At 42.4% G+C, this 18,664-nt stretch carries 22 protein-coding genes and 1 other annotated feature; of the genes, 14 read left to right on the plus strand and 8 right to left on the minus strand.

What is annotated here, in order from left to right; genetic code table 11:
• Positions 1-3: 3 nt before the first annotated feature.
• Together BM213_RS01645 and BM213_RS01650 are read right to left on the minus strand one after the other, a co-directional pair.
• The gene (locus tag BM213_RS01645) at positions 4-522 is read right to left on the minus strand and encodes a phosphatase PAP2 family protein (protein WP_091700235.1); all 519 of its coding nucleotides are present in this window, start codon (positions 520-522) and stop codon (positions 4-6) included.
• Between the two features lie 73 nt (positions 523-595).
• Entirely contained in the window at positions 596-1,126 is a 531-nt protein-coding gene (locus tag BM213_RS01650) for a gamma carbonic anhydrase (RefSeq protein ID WP_091700237.1), read from the minus strand.
• A gap of 85 nt (positions 1,127-1,211) precedes the next feature.
• Here BM213_RS01650 and BM213_RS01655 point away from each other — a divergent pair, with 85 nt between their 5' ends.
• From BM213_RS01655 to BM213_RS01665, 3 genes are read left to right on the plus strand one after another with little or no spacing between them, the layout of a single operon-like run.
• The gene (locus BM213_RS01655; protein WP_091700239.1) at positions 1,212-2,030 is read left to right on the plus strand and encodes an alpha/beta hydrolase; all 819 of its coding nucleotides are present in this window, start codon (positions 1,212-1,214) and stop codon (positions 2,028-2,030) included.
• Complete coding sequence (locus BM213_RS01660) at positions 2,005-3,075, plus strand: tetraprenyl-beta-curcumene synthase family protein (protein ID WP_091700241.1); 1,071 nt, start codon at positions 2,005-2,007, stop codon at positions 3,073-3,075. Before BM213_RS01655 ends, BM213_RS01660 begins: the two co-directional genes overlap by 26 nt.
• A 43-nt stretch (positions 3,076-3,118) precedes the next feature.
• Positions 3,119-3,682: a Uma2 family endonuclease gene (locus BM213_RS01665; protein WP_091700243.1), complete on the plus strand. Its 564-nt coding sequence runs from the start codon at positions 3,119-3,121 to the stop codon at positions 3,680-3,682.
• 40 nt (positions 3,683-3,722) lie between these two features.
• On the opposite strand, the gene mnmM is transcribed toward BM213_RS01665, so the two are convergent.
• Together mnmM and mnmL are read right to left on the minus strand one after the other, a co-directional pair.
• On the minus strand, positions 3,723-4,295 hold the full coding sequence (mnmM, locus tag BM213_RS01670) for a tRNA 5-(aminomethyl)-2-thiouridylate-methyltransferase MnmM (RefSeq protein ID WP_143091164.1): 573 nt from the start codon (positions 4,293-4,295) through the stop codon (positions 3,723-3,725).
• Positions 4,295-5,245 carry a tRNA modification radical SAM protein MnmL/YtqA gene (gene mnmL / locus BM213_RS01675; protein WP_208601850.1) on the minus strand — a complete coding sequence of 317 codons (951 nt, stop codon included), beginning with the start codon at positions 5,243-5,245 and terminating at the stop codon, positions 4,295-4,297. The genes mnmM and mnmL overlap by 1 nt, the downstream gene beginning before the upstream one ends.
• A 124-nt stretch (positions 5,246-5,369) precedes the next feature.
• On the opposite strand from mnmL, the gene BM213_RS01680 reads away from it, so the two are divergent.
• Both BM213_RS01680 and BM213_RS14585 read left to right on the plus strand, forming a co-directional pair.
• Positions 5,370-5,633 (plus strand): YtzC family protein, encoded by a 264-nt coding sequence (locus BM213_RS01680; protein ID WP_091700249.1) that lies wholly within the window; start codon positions 5,370-5,372, stop codon positions 5,631-5,633.
• 10 nt (positions 5,634-5,643) lie between these two features.
• On the plus strand, positions 5,644-5,784 hold the full coding sequence (locus BM213_RS14585; protein WP_009361597.1) for a hypothetical protein: 141 nt from the start codon (positions 5,644-5,646) through the stop codon (positions 5,782-5,784).
• A gap of 36 nt (positions 5,785-5,820) precedes the next feature.
• On the opposite strand, the gene BM213_RS01685 is transcribed toward BM213_RS14585, so the two are convergent.
• On the minus strand, positions 5,821-6,597 hold the full coding sequence (locus BM213_RS01685) for a hypothetical protein (RefSeq protein WP_091700251.1): 777 nt from the start codon (positions 6,595-6,597) through the stop codon (positions 5,821-5,823).
• Between the two features lie 189 nt (positions 6,598-6,786).
• Positions 6,787-6,999 (plus strand) — a binding site (T-box leader).
• Between the two features lie 62 nt (positions 7,000-7,061).
• Between BM213_RS01685 and leuS the strand changes: the two genes are divergently transcribed.
• Entirely contained in the window at positions 7,062-9,479 is a 2,418-nt protein-coding gene (gene leuS, locus BM213_RS01690) for a leucine--tRNA ligase (RefSeq protein ID WP_091700253.1), read from the plus strand.
• A 58-nt stretch (positions 9,480-9,537) separates the two neighbouring features.
• Positions 9,538-9,834: a rhodanese-like domain-containing protein gene (locus BM213_RS01695; protein WP_003398411.1), complete on the plus strand. Its 297-nt coding sequence runs from the start codon at positions 9,538-9,540 to the stop codon at positions 9,832-9,834.
• Positions 9,835-9,866: 32 nt separating this feature from the next.
• Here BM213_RS01695 and BM213_RS01700 read toward each other — a convergent pair whose 3' ends face one another.
• Complete coding sequence (locus BM213_RS01700; RefSeq protein WP_091700255.1) at positions 9,867-11,132, minus strand: BaiN/RdsA family NAD(P)/FAD-dependent oxidoreductase; 1,266 nt, start codon at positions 11,130-11,132, stop codon at positions 9,867-9,869.
• Between the two features lie 100 nt (positions 11,133-11,232).
• Between BM213_RS01700 and BM213_RS01705 the strand changes: the two genes are divergently transcribed.
• The gene (locus BM213_RS01705) at positions 11,233-12,858 is read left to right on the plus strand and encodes a putative polysaccharide biosynthesis protein (RefSeq protein ID WP_091700257.1); all 1,626 of its coding nucleotides are present in this window, start codon (positions 11,233-11,235) and stop codon (positions 12,856-12,858) included.
• Between the two features lie 14 nt (positions 12,859-12,872).
• Here BM213_RS01705 and BM213_RS01710 read toward each other — a convergent pair whose 3' ends face one another.
• A complete protein-coding gene (locus tag BM213_RS01710; RefSeq protein WP_077429246.1) occupies positions 12,873-13,121 on the minus strand; it encodes a hypothetical protein in 249 nt (82 codons plus the stop codon).
• A 106-nt stretch (positions 13,122-13,227) separates the two neighbouring features.
• Between BM213_RS01710 and BM213_RS01715 the strand changes: the two genes are divergently transcribed.
• Positions 13,228-13,950 (plus strand): pseudouridine synthase, encoded by a 723-nt coding sequence (locus BM213_RS01715; RefSeq protein ID WP_091700259.1) that lies wholly within the window; start codon positions 13,228-13,230, stop codon positions 13,948-13,950.
• A 35-nt stretch (positions 13,951-13,985) separates the two neighbouring features.
• Here the strand turns inward: BM213_RS01715 and BM213_RS01720 are convergent, their stop codons facing one another.
• Positions 13,986-14,207: a DeoR family transcriptional regulator gene (locus tag BM213_RS01720; protein WP_003398403.1), complete on the minus strand. Its 222-nt coding sequence runs from the start codon at positions 14,205-14,207 to the stop codon at positions 13,986-13,988.
• A gap of 173 nt (positions 14,208-14,380) precedes the next feature.
• Here BM213_RS01720 and pepV point away from each other — a divergent pair, with 173 nt between their 5' ends.
• From pepV to BM213_RS01745, 5 genes are all read left to right on the plus strand, one after another.
• Positions 14,381-15,781 carry a dipeptidase PepV gene (gene pepV / locus BM213_RS01725; protein ID WP_091700261.1) on the plus strand — a complete coding sequence of 467 codons (1,401 nt, stop codon included), beginning with the start codon at positions 14,381-14,383 and terminating at the stop codon, positions 15,779-15,781.
• 84 nt (positions 15,782-15,865) lie between these two features.
• Entirely contained in the window at positions 15,866-17,017 is a 1,152-nt protein-coding gene (locus BM213_RS01730) for an MFS transporter (protein WP_091700263.1), read from the plus strand.
• A 33-nt stretch (positions 17,018-17,050) separates the two neighbouring features.
• Complete coding sequence (gene thpR / locus BM213_RS01735) at positions 17,051-17,584, plus strand: RNA 2',3'-cyclic phosphodiesterase (RefSeq protein WP_091700265.1); 534 nt, start codon at positions 17,051-17,053, stop codon at positions 17,582-17,584.
• Positions 17,585-17,602: 18 nt separating this feature from the next.
• The gene (locus BM213_RS01740) at positions 17,603-17,983 is read left to right on the plus strand and encodes a CidA/LrgA family protein (protein ID WP_091700267.1); all 381 of its coding nucleotides are present in this window, start codon (positions 17,603-17,605) and stop codon (positions 17,981-17,983) included.
• Positions 17,980-18,651, plus strand: coding sequence for an LrgB family protein (locus tag BM213_RS01745; protein WP_091700269.1), 672 nt, complete (start codon positions 17,980-17,982; stop codon positions 18,649-18,651). Before BM213_RS01740 ends, BM213_RS01745 begins: the two co-directional genes overlap by 4 nt.
• Positions 18,652-18,664: the final 13 nt, after the last annotated feature.

An 18,664-nucleotide genomic window follows, 5' to 3' on the forward strand; every position in this document is an offset into this window, starting at 1 on the left:
TGTTCACAAAATAGCGGAAAATGAAGCAATACCAAATAGCGTACCGAGCATACAACCGGCAAGCACATCAGAAGGGTAATGAAGCCCTAAGTAAATGCGCGACACGGCAACGCTAACGGCAATAGGTAAAAGACAAACAGCAAGCGCTGGAGCGTATAGTAAAAACGGAACGATGACAGAAAACGCGGCTGTTGTATGTCCAGAAGGAAATGAATGATCGGTTAATGGATTTTTTGTTACTCGCGTATGGCGAAGGGAAATATAAGGTCGTTTACGTGGGTACATTTTTTTCATGACTGCCACAGGGATATGACTAAAAGCTAATGCAGCAGCACTCGCTATGGCGGCATCTCGCCATTCATCCTGCAGCAGCCAAATGGCTAACAAGACGGCTGTAATTGAAAAGGTTGCTCCCCCGACATGTGTAATGGAACGAAAGTATATATTCAACCATTTGTGGTCGAAATAACGATTAATGCTGTAAAATAATTTACATTCCCAATCGTACCACTTTTGCAACATAAGCCATTCCCCCTAACTTTATGATAAAATACGTGTGTTAAGTAAATAATAAAACAATGTAAAAATACCACGCTTATTTGCTGCGTGGCTTGCTAGCTTGAAGCGTCTTGTAATATTGTCCTTTTTCTACGTACTCACGGCGAATGCGAGCCATTTCGCGCTCGTCTTCTTCTGTTAATGGCCGGATTACTTTTGCTGGGCGTCCGAACGCAAGGGTGCGTGGCGGTATTTTCTTTCCTTGTGGAACGAGGCTACCTGCACCGATAAAAGCACCTTCACCAATTTCGGCGCCATCCAAAACGATCGACCCCATACCAACAAGGGCGCCTTTTCGCACGATTGCGCTATGTAAAATGACTTGATGACCAACGGTAACATCATCTTCAATGATGAGCGGATTGTTTGGACTTTGATGCAGGACAGAATTGTCTTGAATGTTCACACGATTGCCGATGATCGTTGGTGCAACATCTCCACGAATGACGGTGTTGAACCAAATGCTCGTTTCTTCTCCGATCGTTACATCGCCTGTAATAGTAACGTAATCTGCAATAAAGGCGGAAGGTGCAATGTTTGGTGTATGTTCTTTATATGGATAAATCATTTCACTCGTCCCTTTCAGTTCAATTTGTTATATTTAGTGTACAAATTTTTCGTCTATTCGTAAATATAAAAAGGAGGGGAAGTATATGTGGAAATGGGAAGGAGAAAACGCAAAAGGAACGATCGTAATCGTTCACGGTGCCGCTGAACATCACGGTCGGTATAAATGGCTTATTGAAATGTTTCGCACGCACGGTTTTCATGTCGTTGCGGGAGATTTACCAGGACAAGGAACGACGTCGCGCAGTCGAAGAGGACATATCGATTCATTTGACGAATATATCGAAGCAGTTGCAAGCTGGGTGCATGAAGCAAGCGTGTATGAACAGCCAATTTTTTTACTTGGTCACAGTATGGGGGGACTTGTTGTCATTCGCACATTACAAGAAAAACGTCTTCCTGTGCGCGGCGTTATTTTGTCTTCTCCTTGTTTAGGGCTTGTTCATTATCCATCGAAAGCACTTGAGATCGCCTCGCGCATTTTAAATGTTATTCATCCGAAAAAGCGATTTCCATCGGGGTTAACGGTAGAAATGGCGACTCGAAACGAAGAAGTGCGAGAAATGGATAAAAACGATTCATTGTATGTCACAAAGGTGTCTGTGCGTTGGTATCGTGAGTTAGTGAAAGCCATTCGTGTCGCCCATGAAAAAATTGCCGACTTACGAGACGTGCCAATACTCGTCATGCAGGCGGGGGATGATAAAATTGTCGATAAACATGCAGTCAAATCATGGTTTGATCAGTTGACGGTGAGCGAAAAAGTATATAAAGAATGGCCGAAACTATATCATGAAATTTTTAACGAACTTGAACGTGAACAAGTATTTTTATATGCCCATACGTTTTTAACTTTGCAGTTGCAAAGGGGTGAGATGATTGAACGTGCCAACCAATCCTTTTAGTTTAATGCGCGCTGTATATCGTCGTGTATTTCCGCTTGTGCATCGCGAATTAGCTGTTTGGAAAAAAAGAGCTCAAGCTATTCCGAATGAAGAATTGCGAAAACAAGCGTTGGCGAGCATCGCAACAAAAACGTTCCATTGTGAAGGGGGAGCTATTTTATCGTTGCTTTCAGGGAAAGAATTGGAGCGGTGTGTTCGCTTTATCGTCGCTTATCAAACGATTAGCGATTATTTAGATAATTTATGCGATCGGAGCACGTCGCTTGATCCGAACGATTTTCGCGCATTGCACGATTCGATGATGCACGCATTAACTGTCGGAGCAAAAAAAGAGGCGTATTATCGCTATCGGACGGAGCAAGATGATGGTGGGTATTTGCACGCTCTTGTCGATACGTGCCAAGAAACGTTAGAAGGAGTTCGTCATTATGAGTTGATCGCTCCATTTTTACACGAGCTCGCATCATATTATTGTGATTTACAAGTACATAAACATGTAAAAAAAGAGGAGCGAGTCCCTCGACTTAAACAATGGTTTGCTCAATACGAAGCATCGTTGCCGAAAATGGAATGGTATGAATTTTCCGCTTGTTCTGGCTCAACGCTCGGCATCTTTTGTTTAGTTGCTTACGCTTGTAATGATGCGTTCGATCAGCGTCTTGCACAACGTGTGCGCGACAGCTATTTTCCGTACGTACAAGGGCTGCACATTTTGCTTGATTACTTCATTGATCAAGAGGAAGATCGGCAAGGTGGGGATTTAAATTTTTGTTTTTATTATCCGAATGAGGAGGCGCTATTTGCCCGTTTGCGTCATTTCATTGAAGAAGCAGATCGCCATATTGCACAGTTGCCACATCGCGAATTTCATCGCTTCATTCATCGTGGTTTGCTCGGATTATATTTATCAGATGAAAAAGTACACGAGCAAGAAGGTATTCATAAGCTAGCGAAACAATTGTTGCGTTCCGGTGGCATGACGTCCCACTTCTTTTATTGGAACGGCAGAATGTATCGAAAATGGCAAAAATGGATGTATGCGTGAAGAAAACGGGTGTATAATGGAAGAAAAGAAGAGAGGGATGAATATGTCGTTACCTCGCTTTTCACACGTCACGTATGAACAATATCTAATTATGCGTCAACATAGTGATGAAAGATTAGAATATATTGATGGCGTCGTTTATATGACACCTTCACCGAGCATCCAGCATCAACTCGTATCAAGCAATCTTCATACAATATTCGGGAGTTATTTGAAAGGAAAGACATGTAAAGTATTTGCCGCCCCTACGGATATTGAGCTAGTGAGTGAAACATGTTCTGAAAGAAAGCTCGTCATTCCTGATTTAAGCATTATTTGTGATCAAACCGGATTTACAGACACAAAATATGTCGGTGTTCCGACGTTAATTGTTGAAATACTCAGTCCTTCGAATCAAGCGTACGATTTAGTGACGAAGTTTAATTTATATATGGAATATGGTGTAAAAGAATATTGGATTGTCAATCCAATGAAACAAGCCGTGACCGTTTATGTATTAAATGAAGATAGGCTATACGAGCAGGCGGATATTAAAGTAAGTGTTGGAACTGTTCAATCTGTTTGCTTTCCAGGTTTGTTTGTTCATTTAGAAGAAATATTTCACTAACAAAGCAAAAGTAGCGATAGGGAAGACCGATCGCTACTTCTTACCTCTTCTCAATCGCGACGATAAACGGCGGATGATTGATTTGATTCATAAATTCGTATCGAATGACGTGTGCGCGTTGTTGATCGATTGTTGAAACGTATTGTAAAAGAGCATCACGCTCGATTGCTCCTTCGGGATGACCATGATAAATGACGAGGACAATGATTCCTTCCGGAGCTATGATCTCAAGCAATTGTTCGATGGCAGCAATCGTTGAGTTTGGTTTTGTAACAATTTGTTTATCTCCCCCAGGCAAGTAGCCGAGATTAAACATCGCGCCGGTAATGCGTCCTTTATATTGGGAAGGGATATGTGTATGAAGTTCCGCGTGGCTCGCTTGTAGGAGCGTGACCCGTTCTTCCATACGATGTTCACGCAGTCGTTTTGTTGTGTTTTCAATTGCTTGTGCTTGAATATCGAAGCCGAACACATGCCCAGACGGCCCGACACGTTCAGCTAAATAAAGCGTATCATGACCGTTGCCAACCGTTGCATCGACGACGATATCTCCCTCTTTGACAGCTAAGTCGATGAGCGAGCGCGCAAACGGCAAAATGCGCATGAGTTTCATCATCTTTCTCCCTTTCGTACATATTTTTTCCCTTGATAACTATTACGTCGCTCTAATTCGGCATTGATGGCGTTTAACACTTCCCATTTGTTGACGCTCCACATCGGACCGATCATTAAATCGATCGGACCGTCTCCTGTAATACGATGAACGATCATCTCTGGCGGCAATACCTCTAGCTGATCACAAACGAGTTGCACGTATTCGTCGAACGTTAAAAAGCGAAGCATTCCTTTTTCATATTGCTTCACCATCGGAGTTCCTTTTAGCAAATGTAGCAAATGAATTTTAATGCCTTGCACATCTAAATGAGCGACCGTTTTTGCTGTTTCCATCATCATGTCGTACGTTTCAAGCGGTAATCCGTTAATAATATGGGCGCACACGCGAATGCCGTGTTTGCGTAGCTTTCGCACCCCATCTACATAGCACGAAAAGTCATGCGCTCGGTTAATTAACGTGGCGGTTTGTTCATGAACGGTTTGCAAGCCAAGTTCGACCCATAAATACGTTCGTTTATTCAGTTCAGCTAAATAGTCCACGACATCGTCAGGTAAACAATCAGGGCGAGTTGCGATCGACAACCCGACGACTCCTTCTAAATGCAACACGGTTTCGTATTTTTCACGCAAGACGTCAACGGGTGCATGTGTATTTGTAAACGCTTGAAAATAGGCGATATATTTGCCGTCTTTCCATTTCGTATGCATTTTTTCCTTAATTGCATGAAATTGCGTCACTAAATCGTCTGTTCGCCTACCTGCAAAATCACCGGAACCGGCTGCACTACAAAATGTGCAGCCACCGTATGCGACTGTACCGTCGCGGTTTGGACAATCAAATCCGGCATCAAGCGACACTTTGAACACTTTTTCACCAAATGTTTGACGTAGGTGGTAGTTCCATGTATGGTAGCGCTTATTGTCATTTGTATATGGAAAAGGATTCATTTTGATCACCTCGCATCATTTTAGCATTGTAGCACGTTTCGAGTGAGAAACTCAACGGGATCGTGATAAACGTCAAAAAAATGTGCAAACTATAAAGTGATCGAGAAGAAAGGAAGGGATGCGTATGGCAACAAGACAGGCGATGGATGAGTTTTTGCAACATTGTGAAGATGTGCTTCGCTATGCAAAGGAGCAATATACGGAAGCAAGCAAGCTTGAACATTATAACGATACAGAATATGTAAAAGCTCAGCAAATGCTCGAACATGCGGTGACCGATTTGGCGCATTTTTCGTTAAGTTGTAACGCCCAACAGCGCGAGCAATTGCATCGCATGCGCCTGCAGCTTGAACAATTACAAAACGATATGATTTTACTTCGTCACTAGGAGGAAAACGATGAAAAAACGTTCGAAACAAAACAATCCAGAACAAAAAACATTGCATGCGAAAGATTTTGGTGATCCGATAAAAGAAGTGAAACAAAGGAATGCGAAAAAAGGGCAAGAAGCAAAAGCGGAATATCATAATGAAACGTAATTTCCCCACTCGGACATGCTCCGGGTGGGGGATAGTTTAGTTTTGCTTCAAAATGTCATCTAGTTTTTCTTTGGTAAGGTTTGTCACCCCGTAAAAAACAGGATCAATATATGTGCTTGATGCTTTTCCTGCTAATTCATATTCAATTTTTGGTGAAACAATATAAAAGTGAGCGCTTTGTTCCGCCTTTTCAGCAAAAGTAAAATACATATTTATTGTTTCGTTTGGACTTACACTCTGTTTTTCCGATTTATCGTTTATCTTTACATCTTTTGTCTGTAAATAAGTGTTTTCTACAGTTACACCCTTTATTTGGATCGTATGCTTTGAAACGTTTTTCAGCTTTGCTTGAAAAAATTGCGTATTTGGATAAGCTGTCACATACTCATTTTGTGGAGTAAATATTCCTTTCTCGTCTACAGCTAACTTGATTTGACCGATCGGGAATGTCTCTTTATATTTTTGATCAAATATGAGAGTTATTTTAGATAGTGTCGCGCTACTTACTTCTTTTAAACGTAAATTTACAGCGATATTAAATAATTGAAAGTCTTTGTATTTATCACCTTTGATAAGATCATATTGCATGTCATCGATTGCGTGTGAGATTTCGGGAAAATCGATAGATGTTACGTTTGTTAGAGGGCTGTCACTTAATAAAATGAAGTTAAGAACAAAAGGAGCATCTTTTTTTGCTACATATACACCGTCCCATTTCCCGAAAACAATAAATTTTTTCATTTGTTCCGACTGGCATCCGAGAATAAGAAAACTGATGAGAATAGAGAAGATGAGAAAAAATTTTTTCATCATTTATTGTCAACTCCCTTTCATTTTAGTGTATAATAACCTAATCATAATAAAATAACTACCTGAAATATTTTTAATTATTTTATACTTTTTGTATCATGTGTATCATCTATATGATTGAGTAGCCATGCTTAAATACACTTGCAACGAGGGTGTAAATTTTTTAAAATAATGTGTATAATGAAATAATGGAAAATGACGGTGAAAAGGAGTAGTAGTAAACAAATGGTCGGCAGAGAGTTGACGGGTGGTGCGAGTCAACCGAAGTTTGTTTACGAACTCGCCTTGGAGTCGCGTGTGCGAATGAAGTAGCATGCGCCGTGAATCTGCGTTAATGATGAAAGTGAGTGCACAATTCGTGCGCTAACAAGGGTGGTACCGCGGGAGAATCCTCTCGTCCCTTTTTGGGATGGGAGGTTTTTTGTTTTTCATTTTTGTTAAAAATGGATTAAAAGGAGGTTTGTCACGTGAGTTTTAATCATCGTGAAATCGAAAAAAAATGGCAAAAGTATTGGGAAGAAAATAAAACGTTTCAAACGACAGAAGATGAAGGGAAGAGAAAATTTTATGCGCTCGACATGTTTCCGTATCCGTCAGGGGCAGGTTTGCATGTTGGCCACCCTGAAGGATATACAGCAACGGACATTTTAGCGCGCATGAAGCGCATGCAAGGATATAACGTGCTACATCCGATGGGGTGGGATGCGTTCGGGTTGCCGGCTGAGCAGTATGCACTTGATACCGGAAATGATCCAGCGGAATTTACGGAAAAAAATATTAACAACTTCCGCCGTCAAATTAAATCGCTTGGTTTTTCATATGACTGGGATCGCGAAGTGAACACGACCGATCCGAACTACTACAAATGGACACAATGGATTTTCTTAAAATTGTATGAAAAAGGATTAGCGTATATGGATGAAGTGCCGGTCAACTGGTGTCCTGCACTAGGGACGGTGCTTGCGAATGAAGAAGTCATTGATGGTAAAAGTGAGCGCGGTGGTCACCCGGTCATTCGTAAGCCGATGAAACAATGGATGCTTCGCATTACGGCATATGCTGATCGCTTGCTTGAAGACTTAGAGGAGCTTGATTGGCCGGAAAGCATTAAAGAAATGCAACGAAACTGGATCGGTCGCTCGGAAGGAGCAAACATTCATTTCCAAGTTGATGGACATGATGAAACGTTTACGGTGTTCACAACACGTCCCGATACGTTATTCGGCGCAACTTATGCGGTGCTCGCTCCTGAACATCCGCTCGTTGAAAAAATTACAACACCGGAACAAAAAGAAGCTGTCGAAGCTTATTTAAAACAAATTCAAAGCAAAAGCGACCTTGAGCGCACAGATTTGGCGAAAGAAAAAACAGGTGTATTTACGGGAGCGTATGCGATCAATCCGGCTAATGGTGAAAAATTGCCAATTTGGATTGCAGATTATGTGTTAATGAGCTACGGCACGGGGGCAATTATGGCGGTGCCAGCGCATGATGAGCGAGATTATGAGTTCGCGAAAAAATTCAATTTGCCGATCAGGCAAGTCGTTGCTGGTGGCGATATTTCGAAAGAAGCGTACACAGGTGACGGGGAACACGTGAACTCTGATTTCTTAAACGGGTTAAATAAAGAAGAAGCGACGAAAAAAATGATTGAATGGCTAGAAGCAAACGGAAAAGGTGAGAAAAAAGTATCGTATCGCCTCCGCGATTGGTTGTTTAGCCGCCAACGTTATTGGGGCGAACCGATTCCGATCATCCATTGGGAAGACGGCACGATGACACCAGTGCCAGAAGAGGAATTGCCGCTTGTATTACCAAAAACGGATGAAATTAAACCGTCAGGCACAGGAGAGTCTCCGCTAGCCAACATTGAAGAATGGGTCAATGTCGTTGATCCGAAAACGGGCAAGAAAGGTCGTCGCGAAACGAATACGATGCCACAGTGGGCAGGAAGTTGCTGGTATTATTTGCGCTATATCGATCCGCATAACGAAAAGCAATTAGCCGACCCTAAAAAATTAGAAAAATGGTTGCCTGTCGACATTTACATTGGCGGCGCTGAACATGCCGTATTGCACTTGTTATATGCACGTTTTTGGCATAAGTTTTTATACGATATTGGCGTTGTGCCGACGAAAGAGCCATTCCAAAAGCTATTTAACCAAGGAATGATACTTGGGGAAAATAATGAAAAAATGAGTAAGTCGAAAGGAAATGTCGTCAACCCAGATGATATCGTTGAAAGCCATGGCGCCGATACGTTACGTTTATACGAAATGTTTATGGGACCGCTAGAAGCATCGATCGCATGGTCGACAAAAGGGCTTGACGGTGCACGCCGTTTCCTCGATCGCGTATGGCGTCTATTCGTTGAAGAGAACGGTCAACTAAATCCGAAAATCGTTGACAATCCGGAAACAGATACGCTTGAACGTGTATACCATCAAACGGTGAAAAAAGTAACAGAAGATTACGAAGCGCTTCGTTTTAATACCGCCATTTCACAATTAATGGTATTCATTAATGAAGCATATAAAGCTCCTGTATTGCCGAAAGCATACATGGAAGGATTCGTAAAACTGTTATCGCCAGTTTGTCCGCACATTGCTGAAGAGTTGTGGGAAAAACTAGGTCATAGCAACACGATTGCTTACGAAGCTTGGCCAGCATACGATGAAGCAAAATTAGTTGAAGATGAAGTTGAAATTGTCATTCAAGTGAATGGAAAAGTACGTACAAAACTACATGTGCCAGCTGATGCAACGAAAGAACAACTTGAGCAATTAGCAATGGAAGACGAAAAAATTAAAGAACAAATTGAAGGAAAAACAGTGCGTAAAGTGATCGCTGTACCAGGAAAATTAGTGAACATTGTTGCAAATTAATGTACAAAGCCTCTCGCACATGTGGCGGGGGGCTTTCGCTAAAGAAAGGGAGAGATGGATGAAAGAAATGACAGCCGCTCAATTAAAACAAATGATCGAAGCTGGGGAGCGAATTCAGGTTATTGACGTGCGTGAAGATGAAGAAGTCGCTTTTGGAATGATTCCGTCGGCGATTCATATAAAAATGGGGGATATCCCTCATCGAATGAACGAATTAGATAAAAATGAAACGTATATGATTATTTGCCGTTCAGGTGTTCGGAGTGAACATGTTTGTACGTACTTAGAGGCGCACGGTTACAACGTATGCAACATTGTTGATGGGATGCTCGGCTGGGACGGAGAAGTTGTGTAAAGATAAAACAATAAGATCGCTTCGTGGCGATCTTATTGTTTTGCATATATGGCAGCGTGCATTCCAGCGAGTCGTCCGGTGACGAGTGCGGCAGTAATATTGTAGCCGCCTGTATAACCATGAATGTCTAAAATTTCTCCGCAAAAATAAAGACCTTTCATTAACTTCGATGCCATTTCCTTCGGATGCACTTCTTTCACTGACACGCCACCCCCTGTGACGAACGCTTTTTCAAGCGGCAACGTGCCATGAACGGAAAAAGAAAACGTCTTGCATATCGCGACGAATGCGCGAACTTTGTCGTACCCTAACGTACTCGCGGTCGTTTGCGGATCGATCGCTACTTGTTTAAGTAAAAATAATATATATCGCTCAGGAAGAGGGAGAAGTGCCTTTACAATATTTTTTATCGTTTTTTTCGGTTCTTCTTTTATGGCACGCACAATGCGTTGAAATAACGCTTCTTCTTTATCATCTGGCAAGGCATCGATCGTCATCATAACGGGCGGTTGCTTTTTTAATTGTTTGACGACAAACTGGCTACAACGTAGTGCTGCTGGTCCTGAAACCCCAAAATGTGTAAAAATCATATCCATACGATGTGTCACGATTCGTTTCCCTTTTTCGTTTAATACGCTTAACGCGACGTCACGCAACGATAGCCCTTGTAACGTTCGCTCTTGAATAAATGGCTCATGAGAAATGATTGGCACTTCGGTTGGGAACAGTTCTGTAATCGTATGTCCAGCTTTTTCGGCCCACGCGTAACCGTCACCTGTGGAACCTGTATGAGGCACAGACTTTCCACCGACGGCAACGACGACAGCCTTTGCGCGAATGATTTCTTCTGTTTCAAGTTTCACCCCATACACTGCGCCATCTTTATATTCAATGTCCTTCACAGGTGAGTGAACGCGAATATGTACACCTAAGCGTTTTAACTCACGAAGAAGAGCTTGTACGACAGATTGAGCGCTATCGCTGATGGGGAACATGCGACCGTGGTCTTCTTCTTTCAATGGGACACCGAGCCGTTCAAAAAAACGGATAATATCCTCATTATTAAATACCGAAAAGGCACGATATAAAAAACGACCGTTTCCTGGGATATGTTGAATGAGTTCATCCACCGGCCGTCGATTTGTGACATTACATCGTCCACCGCCCGAAATGGCTAATTTTCGACCAAGCTTATCCCCTTTATCAAGGAGAAGTACACGTCCCCTTTGTTCGCCGGCGGCAATGGCAGCCATTAACCCTGACGGTCCTCCACCGATCACTACGACATCATATATCATGACTTTCACATCCTTTCTGTCAAAATTATAATGATTTTATGAAAAAGAAAAAAGTGTGCTAAAATAAGTGAAGCAATGAATCCGTTAAGGAAGGGATAATATGTCGTCATCAAAATTGTTGCGCGGGACGTTTATTTTAGCTGGGGGTGTATTTTTATCTCGCATTTTAGGACTTATATACGTCTTCCCATTTTACCAACTCGTTGGTAAACAAGGGGGGGCACTTTATTCATATGGCTACGTTCCATATACGTTGTTTATTAGCATTGCCACGATGGGTGTGCCGCTGGCGGTATCAAAGTTTGTGTCGAAATACAATGCACTTGGGGAATATGCGATCGGGCGAAAATTGTTTCGTTCAGGCGTTACGTTAATGGCGATTACCGGATTTCTCGCTTGGCTCATTTTATATATGAGCGCACCGTTGTTAGCGCCATTTGTCGTCAATGATGATGGATACGGCAACTCCATTGCTGATGTTACTTCCGTGATTCGTGCCGTTAGTTTTGCTTTATTGCTCGTGCCGATGATGAGCTTAATTCGTGGATTTTTTCAAGGGTATGAATCAATGGGGCCAACAGCGCTGTCGCAAGTTATTGAACAACTTGTACGCATCGTCTTTTTGCTTTTAGGGAGCTACATCGTGTTGCGTATTTTCGGGGGCTCGCTAACAACAGCTGTTCAAGTGGCAACGTTTGCAGCATTTGTCGGAGCGGTTGGTGGACTAGCTGTGTTATTGATGTATTGGTTCAAGCGTAAAACATTTTTAGATGAGCTATTAAAACAAGATCGCGGCACCATTGATATGTCATTAAAAGACATGTATAAAGAATTGATCGCCTATGCTGCGCCTTTTGCTTTTGTTGGCTTAGCGATGCCATTATATCAATTGATTGACCAATTTACGTTTAATAAAGCGATGGCAAGTATCGGGCTCGGTGCGATTTCTGAGGACGCATACGGCATTTTCAACGTATGGGCGCAAAAACTCGTCATTATTCCGGTTACGTTAGCTACATCGTTTAGCTTAACGCTTATTCCGACGATTACGAAAGCGTACGTGCAAGGGCAGAAGAAACAGTTACGAAAATATTTAAACGATACGTTTCAAGTCGTCATGTTTATTACGTTGCCTGCTGTTATCGGTATGGCGCTTTTATCTGAATACGTATATGCTGCTTTTTATAGTTATGATCCACTCGGAACAGAAGTGTTGCGCGCATATGCCCCGACAGCTATTTTCTTTGCATTATTTTCTGTTACGGCTGCCATTTTACAAGGAATCAATAAGCAAAAATTTACCGTTATTAGTTTATGTATTGGGTTGTTGTTCAAATTGCTTTTTAACTATATGTTTATCGTTTCTTTTGAAACGGTGGGAGCTATTTTGGCAACGACGATTGGATACGCTTTATCGGTCGGGATAAACTTATGGATCATTCAACGTTACACAAATTATCGTTATCATTTCGTCGCTAAGCGCATATTGTTTATGGGAATTTTAACAGCGATCATGTGTGCTGTCGTTTGGCCGATTGTAAAACTAATTGATCGTTTCTTCCATTACAATGGCAGCATGATCCAATCGGTCGCGATCGTTGCGTTCGGTGGATTCATTGGAGCGGCTGTTTATTTTTATTTAAGTGAGCGTTCAAACTTGTTGTATATGTTATTTGGAAACAGGTTTTCATTTTTGCGAAAAAAAGAAAAGAAGGCTGTATCGTAGCCTTCTTCTTTCTATTAGAAATCGCTGCTAAACGGGAATCCAAGCTGACGCTCAACGCGTTGAAGGCGTCGATTTAAATTGTTAATTTGTTGTTGTTGTCGCTCGGTGATGCGTTCAAGACGGTCGACGCGACGCTCAAGAGAGCCGCTTGGAAATCCAGGTGTTCCTGGGAATGTTGGTGTTCCAGGGAATCCCGGCATAAACGGAGTGCCTCCGTAATAAGGCATACCAGGCATTTGCTGTTGTTGTTGGCGTTCATCCATTCGGAAAACTCCTTTCGCTTTGATCGTTACGTAGGCAGTATATGTGACAATTGCCATACGTGTATGGACGGATGCCTAAAAACGAAAAACATTTGGAGGGATTTTAGTGTTACGAATCGATAAACTGTTGGCAAATATGGGATACGGAACGAGAAAGGAAGTGAAAAAGCTATTAAAAGCAGGCGTCGTTAAAGTCGATGGGATGACGGTAAAAGATGCGAAAACGCACGTCGATCCTAAGGAACAAGTTGTTACCGTATGGGGGGAAGAAGTCGAGTATAAGCCGTTTATTTATCTCATGATGAACAAACCGAAAGGGGTTATTTCAGCAACGGAGGATGCGGTCGAAGAGACAGTTGTTGATTTGCTAGAAGAGGAAGATCGCATATTTGATCCATTTCCTGTTGGACGGTTAGATAAAGATACAGAGGGGCTATTGCTGTTAACAAATGATGGTCAGCTTGCTCATCAACTATTGTCACCGAAAAAACATGTTCCGAAAACGTATGAGGCGATCATTGATGGAGAAGTAACAGAAGAAGATGTTGTTGCCTTCCAGCGCGGTGTCGTGCTCGACGACGGGTATGAAACGAAACCAGCAAAACTTGTTATCGTTCGCTCCGGTTTACGTTCTGACGTGCAAATTACAATTACAGAAGGGAAGTTTCATCAAATTAAACGAATGTTCCAAGCGGTTGGCAAGCGAGTCGTTTACTTAAAGCGGGTTCAAATGGGACCGTTGCCGCTCGATGAAACGTTAGAGCCTGGGGAATATCGTGAGTTGACGGATGAAGAAATCGCTTTATTAAAGGGAGAAAAGAAAAAATAGGAACCTGCTAGGAGATTCCGTCTATATGCATGCTGTTATGATGACATCTTGACTCTTTTTTTAGTTGTTGTCCATTTACCTTTGCTAGGGCTGTGAATTAAGTCGTTGTATGCTAACACGTTTAAATCCCGCTGAATCGTTCGTGGGGTAATGCCGAATTCGTCCACGAGCTCTTGCGTTGTCACTGTTCCTCTCTCGCTAATGAACATGTAGACGGACTTAATACGAGTTAGCATGCGATCGGTAGATGGTTTCAAATGATCACTCCCTATCGTCACATCATTCGTATGGTACAACAAAGATGAAAAACTAGATGTCTCATTATTTATTTTACACGAAAACATAAGAAAAATGCTATAAATTTGCTGAATTTTACACAATATTAACACAATTTATACCATATTTTTCTGCGGAAAGGATGAATGTAGCAATGAATGTGAACTGGATGGAAGAAGTAAAAAAGCGAGAGTCAGCGCTTTTGAAAGATTTGCAAACATTTTTGCGCATTCCAAGTGTGCGAAATGAACATACAGCTACACAAGAGGCACCATTAGGAAAAGAGGTGTATGAAGCGCTTTGTTACATGTTAAAGCGTGGTGAAGAAGAAGGGTTTGTCACAAAAAACGTTGACGGACTAGCTGGTCATTTGGAAATGGGCAATGGTAAAGAGATTGTAGGGATATTATGTCATGTAGATGTTGTTCCCCCTGGCGACGGTTGGACGTTCGATCCGTTCGGAGGAACGATTGTAGATGGGAAAATTTATGCCCGAGGTGCACTCGATGATAAAGGTCCGACGATCGCTGCCTTTTATGCGATGAAAATTGTCAAAGAGCTCGGTTTACCGTTAGCTAAGCGCGTACGAATGATTATTGGAACAGATGAAGAGAGCGATTGGCAATGTGTTGAGCGTTATTTTCAAACGGAGCAAATGCCAACGCTCGGTTTTGCACCTGATGCAGACTTTCCGATTATTTATGCTGAAAAAGGGATCGCCGATTTTGATCTGATTCAACAGCCAACAAACGAGCGAAGTGAATATATCCTTCTTTCGTTCCATGCCGGGCGCCGATACAATATGGTACCGGATTTCGCTGAAGCGGCTTTGCGGTTAACAGATGGGGAAGCGATGAAAGAACGTTTTCTCGCATTTTTACAAGCACATGATATTGATGGTGAAGCACATAGCGACGGAGAGACGTTCACTTTGCGCGTTCGTGGCGTTTCGGCTCACGGAATGGAACCGAACAATGGTGTAAATGCTGGATTATGGCTTGTGAAATTTTTGGAAAACGAACAACTTGATCCGCAAGCCAACGCGTTTGTTCGATTTGTTTCCCAATATTTTCATGAAGATACGCGCGGAAGACAATTAGGGGTTGCACATACAAACGAGGAACTCGGTGATTTGACGATAAACGTCGGTGTTCTTTCATATACGAATGAACATGGTGGAAAGATCGGCATCAACTTGCGCTACCCTGTGACGAATGACATCGTGCATACGAAAAAAATGATTGAGCAAGTCGCTGAGCGTCATGCGTTTGCACTGACGGATTTTTCGAATTCTGCACCTCATTATGTAGCAAAAGATCATCCGCTCGTTCAAACGTTGCAACGCGTCTATGAAGAACAGACGGGTGAACGAGCGTCACTACTTGCCATCGGCGGTGGGACATATGCTCGTTCGTTACAAGCTGGGGTAGCATTCGGCCCGTTATTTCCGAATCGTCCGGATGTGGCGCATCAAAAGGATGAGCATATGTTTATTGACGATTTGTTAAAAGCAACGGCCATTTATGCTCAAGCGATTTATGAGCTAGCAAAATGACAGTTTCCAAAAATATGTTATAATGAAAAGTGCCGTCGATCGTGACGGTACTTTTCGTTATTTTATTCGATATGGGGGATGTTTGTGTATACACGTATTTTTCGAGCATTTTATTTTTTACAGTTTTTTAGTTTTGGTTCGCTCTTTCCGTTGCTATCTGTATATTTAAAAGATGAAGTCGGTTTGTCTGGGACGGAAATTGGGATGATTATGTCCATTAGCCCGATCGTCATGATTTTTACTCAGCCTATTTGGGGGATGGCGAGTGATTATACGCGCAAGCCGGTTCAAGTGTTAATCGTATCTTTATTAGGGACGGCTTTATTCGGACTGATGTATTCGCTCGCCCACTCTTACGTATCGTTGCTTGTTATTGCTGCTCTGCTTGCAGTTATGCAAAGTGGCATCGTGCCTCTGTCTGATAGTATTACCCTTCATTATGTACAAAAGGCAAATGAGCAATATGGATCGATTCGGCTTTGGGGGGCGCTTGGGTTTGCGTCGGCTGTTCCTGTCGCTGGACAAGTGGCTGAGTGGTTTCACCTCCGTTTCATTTTTTATATTTTCGTGACGTTGCTCATCATTTCAAGTGCATTAGCATGGAAATTACCGAGAGAGCAAGCAAATGCAAAAGTGAATATTCGTGAGGGAATGAAAGAACTTATTCGTATTCCGCCGTTTCTTTTGTTTTTATTGACAACGTTTCTCGTTTTTGGACCGATTTATGCGAACAATTTTTATTTCGGTATTTTCATTACAGATTTAGGAGGAACGCTTGCAGGAGTGGGGATCGCATTTTTATTGGCGGCAGGTAGTGAGGCGCCGTTTATGAAATTTGCTGACGGTGTCGTTCGGAAATTCGGGATGATGAACGTGCTATTAGTTGCAACAGCTTTATCTTGTGCTCGTTGGTTATTTTACTTTTTTGAGCCTCCGTTAATGATTGTTTATGCGACAACGATTGTGCAAGGAGCGTCCGTTGGTTTATTTATTCCAGCAGCGTTGCAATACGTTCGCGATGTGACACCTGAACATGTGCGCACAACGGCTGTATCGCTTTATGCTACAGTTGGAAATGGACTTGGAAGCTGGTTTTGCACGTTTGTAGGAGGATATATTTTAGAGCGTTGGACGATTGAGCATGTATATTTATTTTTTGGATTGTTGACGCTTGGAGGAATGGTTATTTTCGCGTGGCAGTCAAAAAAGGCGTTGCATAAGGTATCGGAAATTTGATAAAATTTAGAAAATTGAGAGTGGGGGAGATGAATGCATTATTTTTTAGCGATCGCTTTGCCAGATGAAGTGAAGCGGCGGTTACATGCCTTCATTTCTGAGTGGGGAGCGCCATTTCGTCTGTTCGTTCATGAGGCGGATTATCATATGACGCTCGCGTTTTTAGGACGTGTCACGGAAGTCGAACGAAAACAAATTGCCCAACTAATGCCCGAGGCGGTAAAGAAACATCGAGCTTTTCCATTGCAACTAAGTGAAGTTCATTCATTTGGTTCTCGCGTTTTATGGTATGGGGTGAAAGAGGAACCCCGTTTGTTTTCACTTCGTCAAGACGTGTATGATGTTTGTCGGCGTATTGGCTTTTCGCTAGATAGTCGGCCATTTACGCCTCATATTACACTTGCGAAAAAATGGAGTGGATCACTTCCGCTTTCGCTTGAGCTATATCCACGAAAAATGGATGAGGAGGACATTTCCTTTTTTGTTCGTGATGTTGTATTGTATGAAACGCATATGGATAAAAATCCGAAATATAAGCCGATTATGCGCTTTCCTCTTTCGTCATAAATAAGAGGAGGAGAAGAGATGGGGATTACGGTCATTCAAATCGGGGGATTGTATGTATTGTATATCATCGGTTCACTCATTCAGCGACTGCTTCATGTTCCAATTCCAGGAAGTGTGATAGGAATGCTGCTCTTGTTTTTTCTTTTAATGACAGGGATTGTGAAAGAAAAGTGGGTTGCGCGTGGCGCAAATATGCTTTTATCTCACTTAACCCTTTTGTTTATTCCGGCAACAGTTGGTGTCATGGATTATGTTGAGCTTTTTTCTGGAAAGGGGATATGGTCTGTCGTCGTCGTTGTCATTAGCACAACTATAGTTATGTTTTTTGTTGGTTTGATTGGACAGTGGGCACAAACACGCGAACAAAAGCGACAAATGCGCGAGGTGAAGGGAGCATGATTGGAATCAGTTTGCTCGTCTGGACGATTTTTGTCTATATGGCTATGCGCAAATTGTATGCCCGCTTTTATTTTCCATTGCTCGTGCCGATTGCTACAAGTACAGTCGTGATGATCGTTACGTTATCGATTTTTCGTGTCTCATATGAGCAATATATGACTGGAGGAAAATGGCTCGTTCATTTGCTCGGTCCTGCAGTCGTCGCTTTAGCTTTGCCGCTCTACCAACATCGCCATACGTTAAAACAGTTTTTATGGCCGTTGTTATGCAGTACATTTTTTGGCACAATGATCGGGATGGGGAGCGGCCTATTATTGGCTCGCCTTTTTCATTTACCGGAACAGGTCGTTCGTTCGATCATTCCGAAATCAGTTACATCGCCTGTAGCAATGGATATTGCGAAGTTGATTGATGGCATACCGACGCTTGCGGCAGTATATGTAATGATTGCTGGAATTTTTGGCGCGATGTTTGGTCCTAGCCTTTTTCGTATGTTTCGCATAACAACAGCATTAGGTATAGGGAGTGGGCTTGGCGCGGCTTCGCATGGGATTGGTACGGCAAAAGCACTTGAAATCGGAAAAAAAGAGGCTGCCATTAGTTCTGTTGCGATGACGCTAAGTGCAATTTTTGCCTCTCTTCTTTGCCCGTTGTTGCTTTTGTTGTAGAATGAAAGTAACC

The organism is Anoxybacillus pushchinoensis (assembly GCF_900111795.1).
GTDB classification, from domain to species: Bacteria; Bacillota; Bacilli; order Bacillales; family Anoxybacillaceae; genus Anoxybacillus; species Anoxybacillus pushchinoensis.

Bases quoted from the DNA above. Each gene is read 5' to 3' on its own strand.
- BM213_RS01705 (WP_091700257.1), top strand. From the start codon at position 11,233: ATGTCGTCATCAAAATTGTTGCGCGGGACGTTTATTTTAGCTGGGGGT.
- BM213_RS01685 (WP_091700251.1), bottom strand. From the start codon at position 6,597: ATGATGAAAAAATTTTTTCTCATCTTCTCTATTCTCATCAGTTTTCTT.
- BM213_RS01700 (WP_091700255.1), bottom strand. From the start codon at position 11,132: ATGATATATGATGTCGTAGTGATCGGTGGAGGACCGTCAGGGTTAATG.
- BM213_RS01710 (WP_077429246.1), bottom strand. From the start codon at position 13,121: ATGGATGAACGCCAACAACAACAGCAAATGCCTGGTATGCCTTATTAC.
- BM213_RS01695 (WP_003398411.1), top strand. From the start codon at position 9,538: ATGAAAGAAATGACAGCCGCTCAATTAAAACAAATGATCGAAGCTGGG.
- BM213_RS01665 (WP_091700243.1), top strand. From the start codon at position 3,119: ATGTCGTTACCTCGCTTTTCACACGTCACGTATGAACAATATCTAATT.
- mnmL (WP_208601850.1), bottom strand. From the start codon at position 5,245: ATGAATCCTTTTCCATATACAAATGACAATAAGCGCTACCATACATGG.
- BM213_RS01680 (WP_091700249.1), top strand. From the start codon at position 5,370: ATGGCAACAAGACAGGCGATGGATGAGTTTTTGCAACATTGTGAAGAT.
- thpR (WP_091700265.1), top strand. From the start codon at position 17,051: ATGCATTATTTTTTAGCGATCGCTTTGCCAGATGAAGTGAAGCGGCGG.
- BM213_RS01645 (WP_091700235.1), bottom strand. From the start codon at position 522: ATGTTGCAAAAGTGGTACGATTGGGAATGTAAATTATTTTACAGCATT.
- BM213_RS01655 (WP_091700239.1), top strand. From the start codon at position 1,212: ATGTGGAAATGGGAAGGAGAAAACGCAAAAGGAACGATCGTAATCGTT.
- BM213_RS01745 (WP_091700269.1), top strand. From the start codon at position 17,980: ATGATTGGAATCAGTTTGCTCGTCTGGACGATTTTTGTCTATATGGCT.
- BM213_RS01740 (WP_091700267.1), top strand. From the start codon at position 17,603: ATGGGGATTACGGTCATTCAAATCGGGGGATTGTATGTATTGTATATC.
- BM213_RS14585 (WP_009361597.1), top strand. From the start codon at position 5,644: ATGAAAAAACGTTCGAAACAAAACAATCCAGAACAAAAAACATTGCAT.
- mnmM (WP_143091164.1), bottom strand. From the start codon at position 4,295: ATGAAACTCATGCGCATTTTGCCGTTTGCGCGCTCGCTCATCGACTTA.
- BM213_RS01650 (WP_091700237.1), bottom strand. From the start codon at position 1,126: ATGATTTATCCATATAAAGAACATACACCAAACATTGCACCTTCCGCC.
- pepV (WP_091700261.1), top strand. From the start codon at position 14,381: ATGAATGTGAACTGGATGGAAGAAGTAAAAAAGCGAGAGTCAGCGCTT.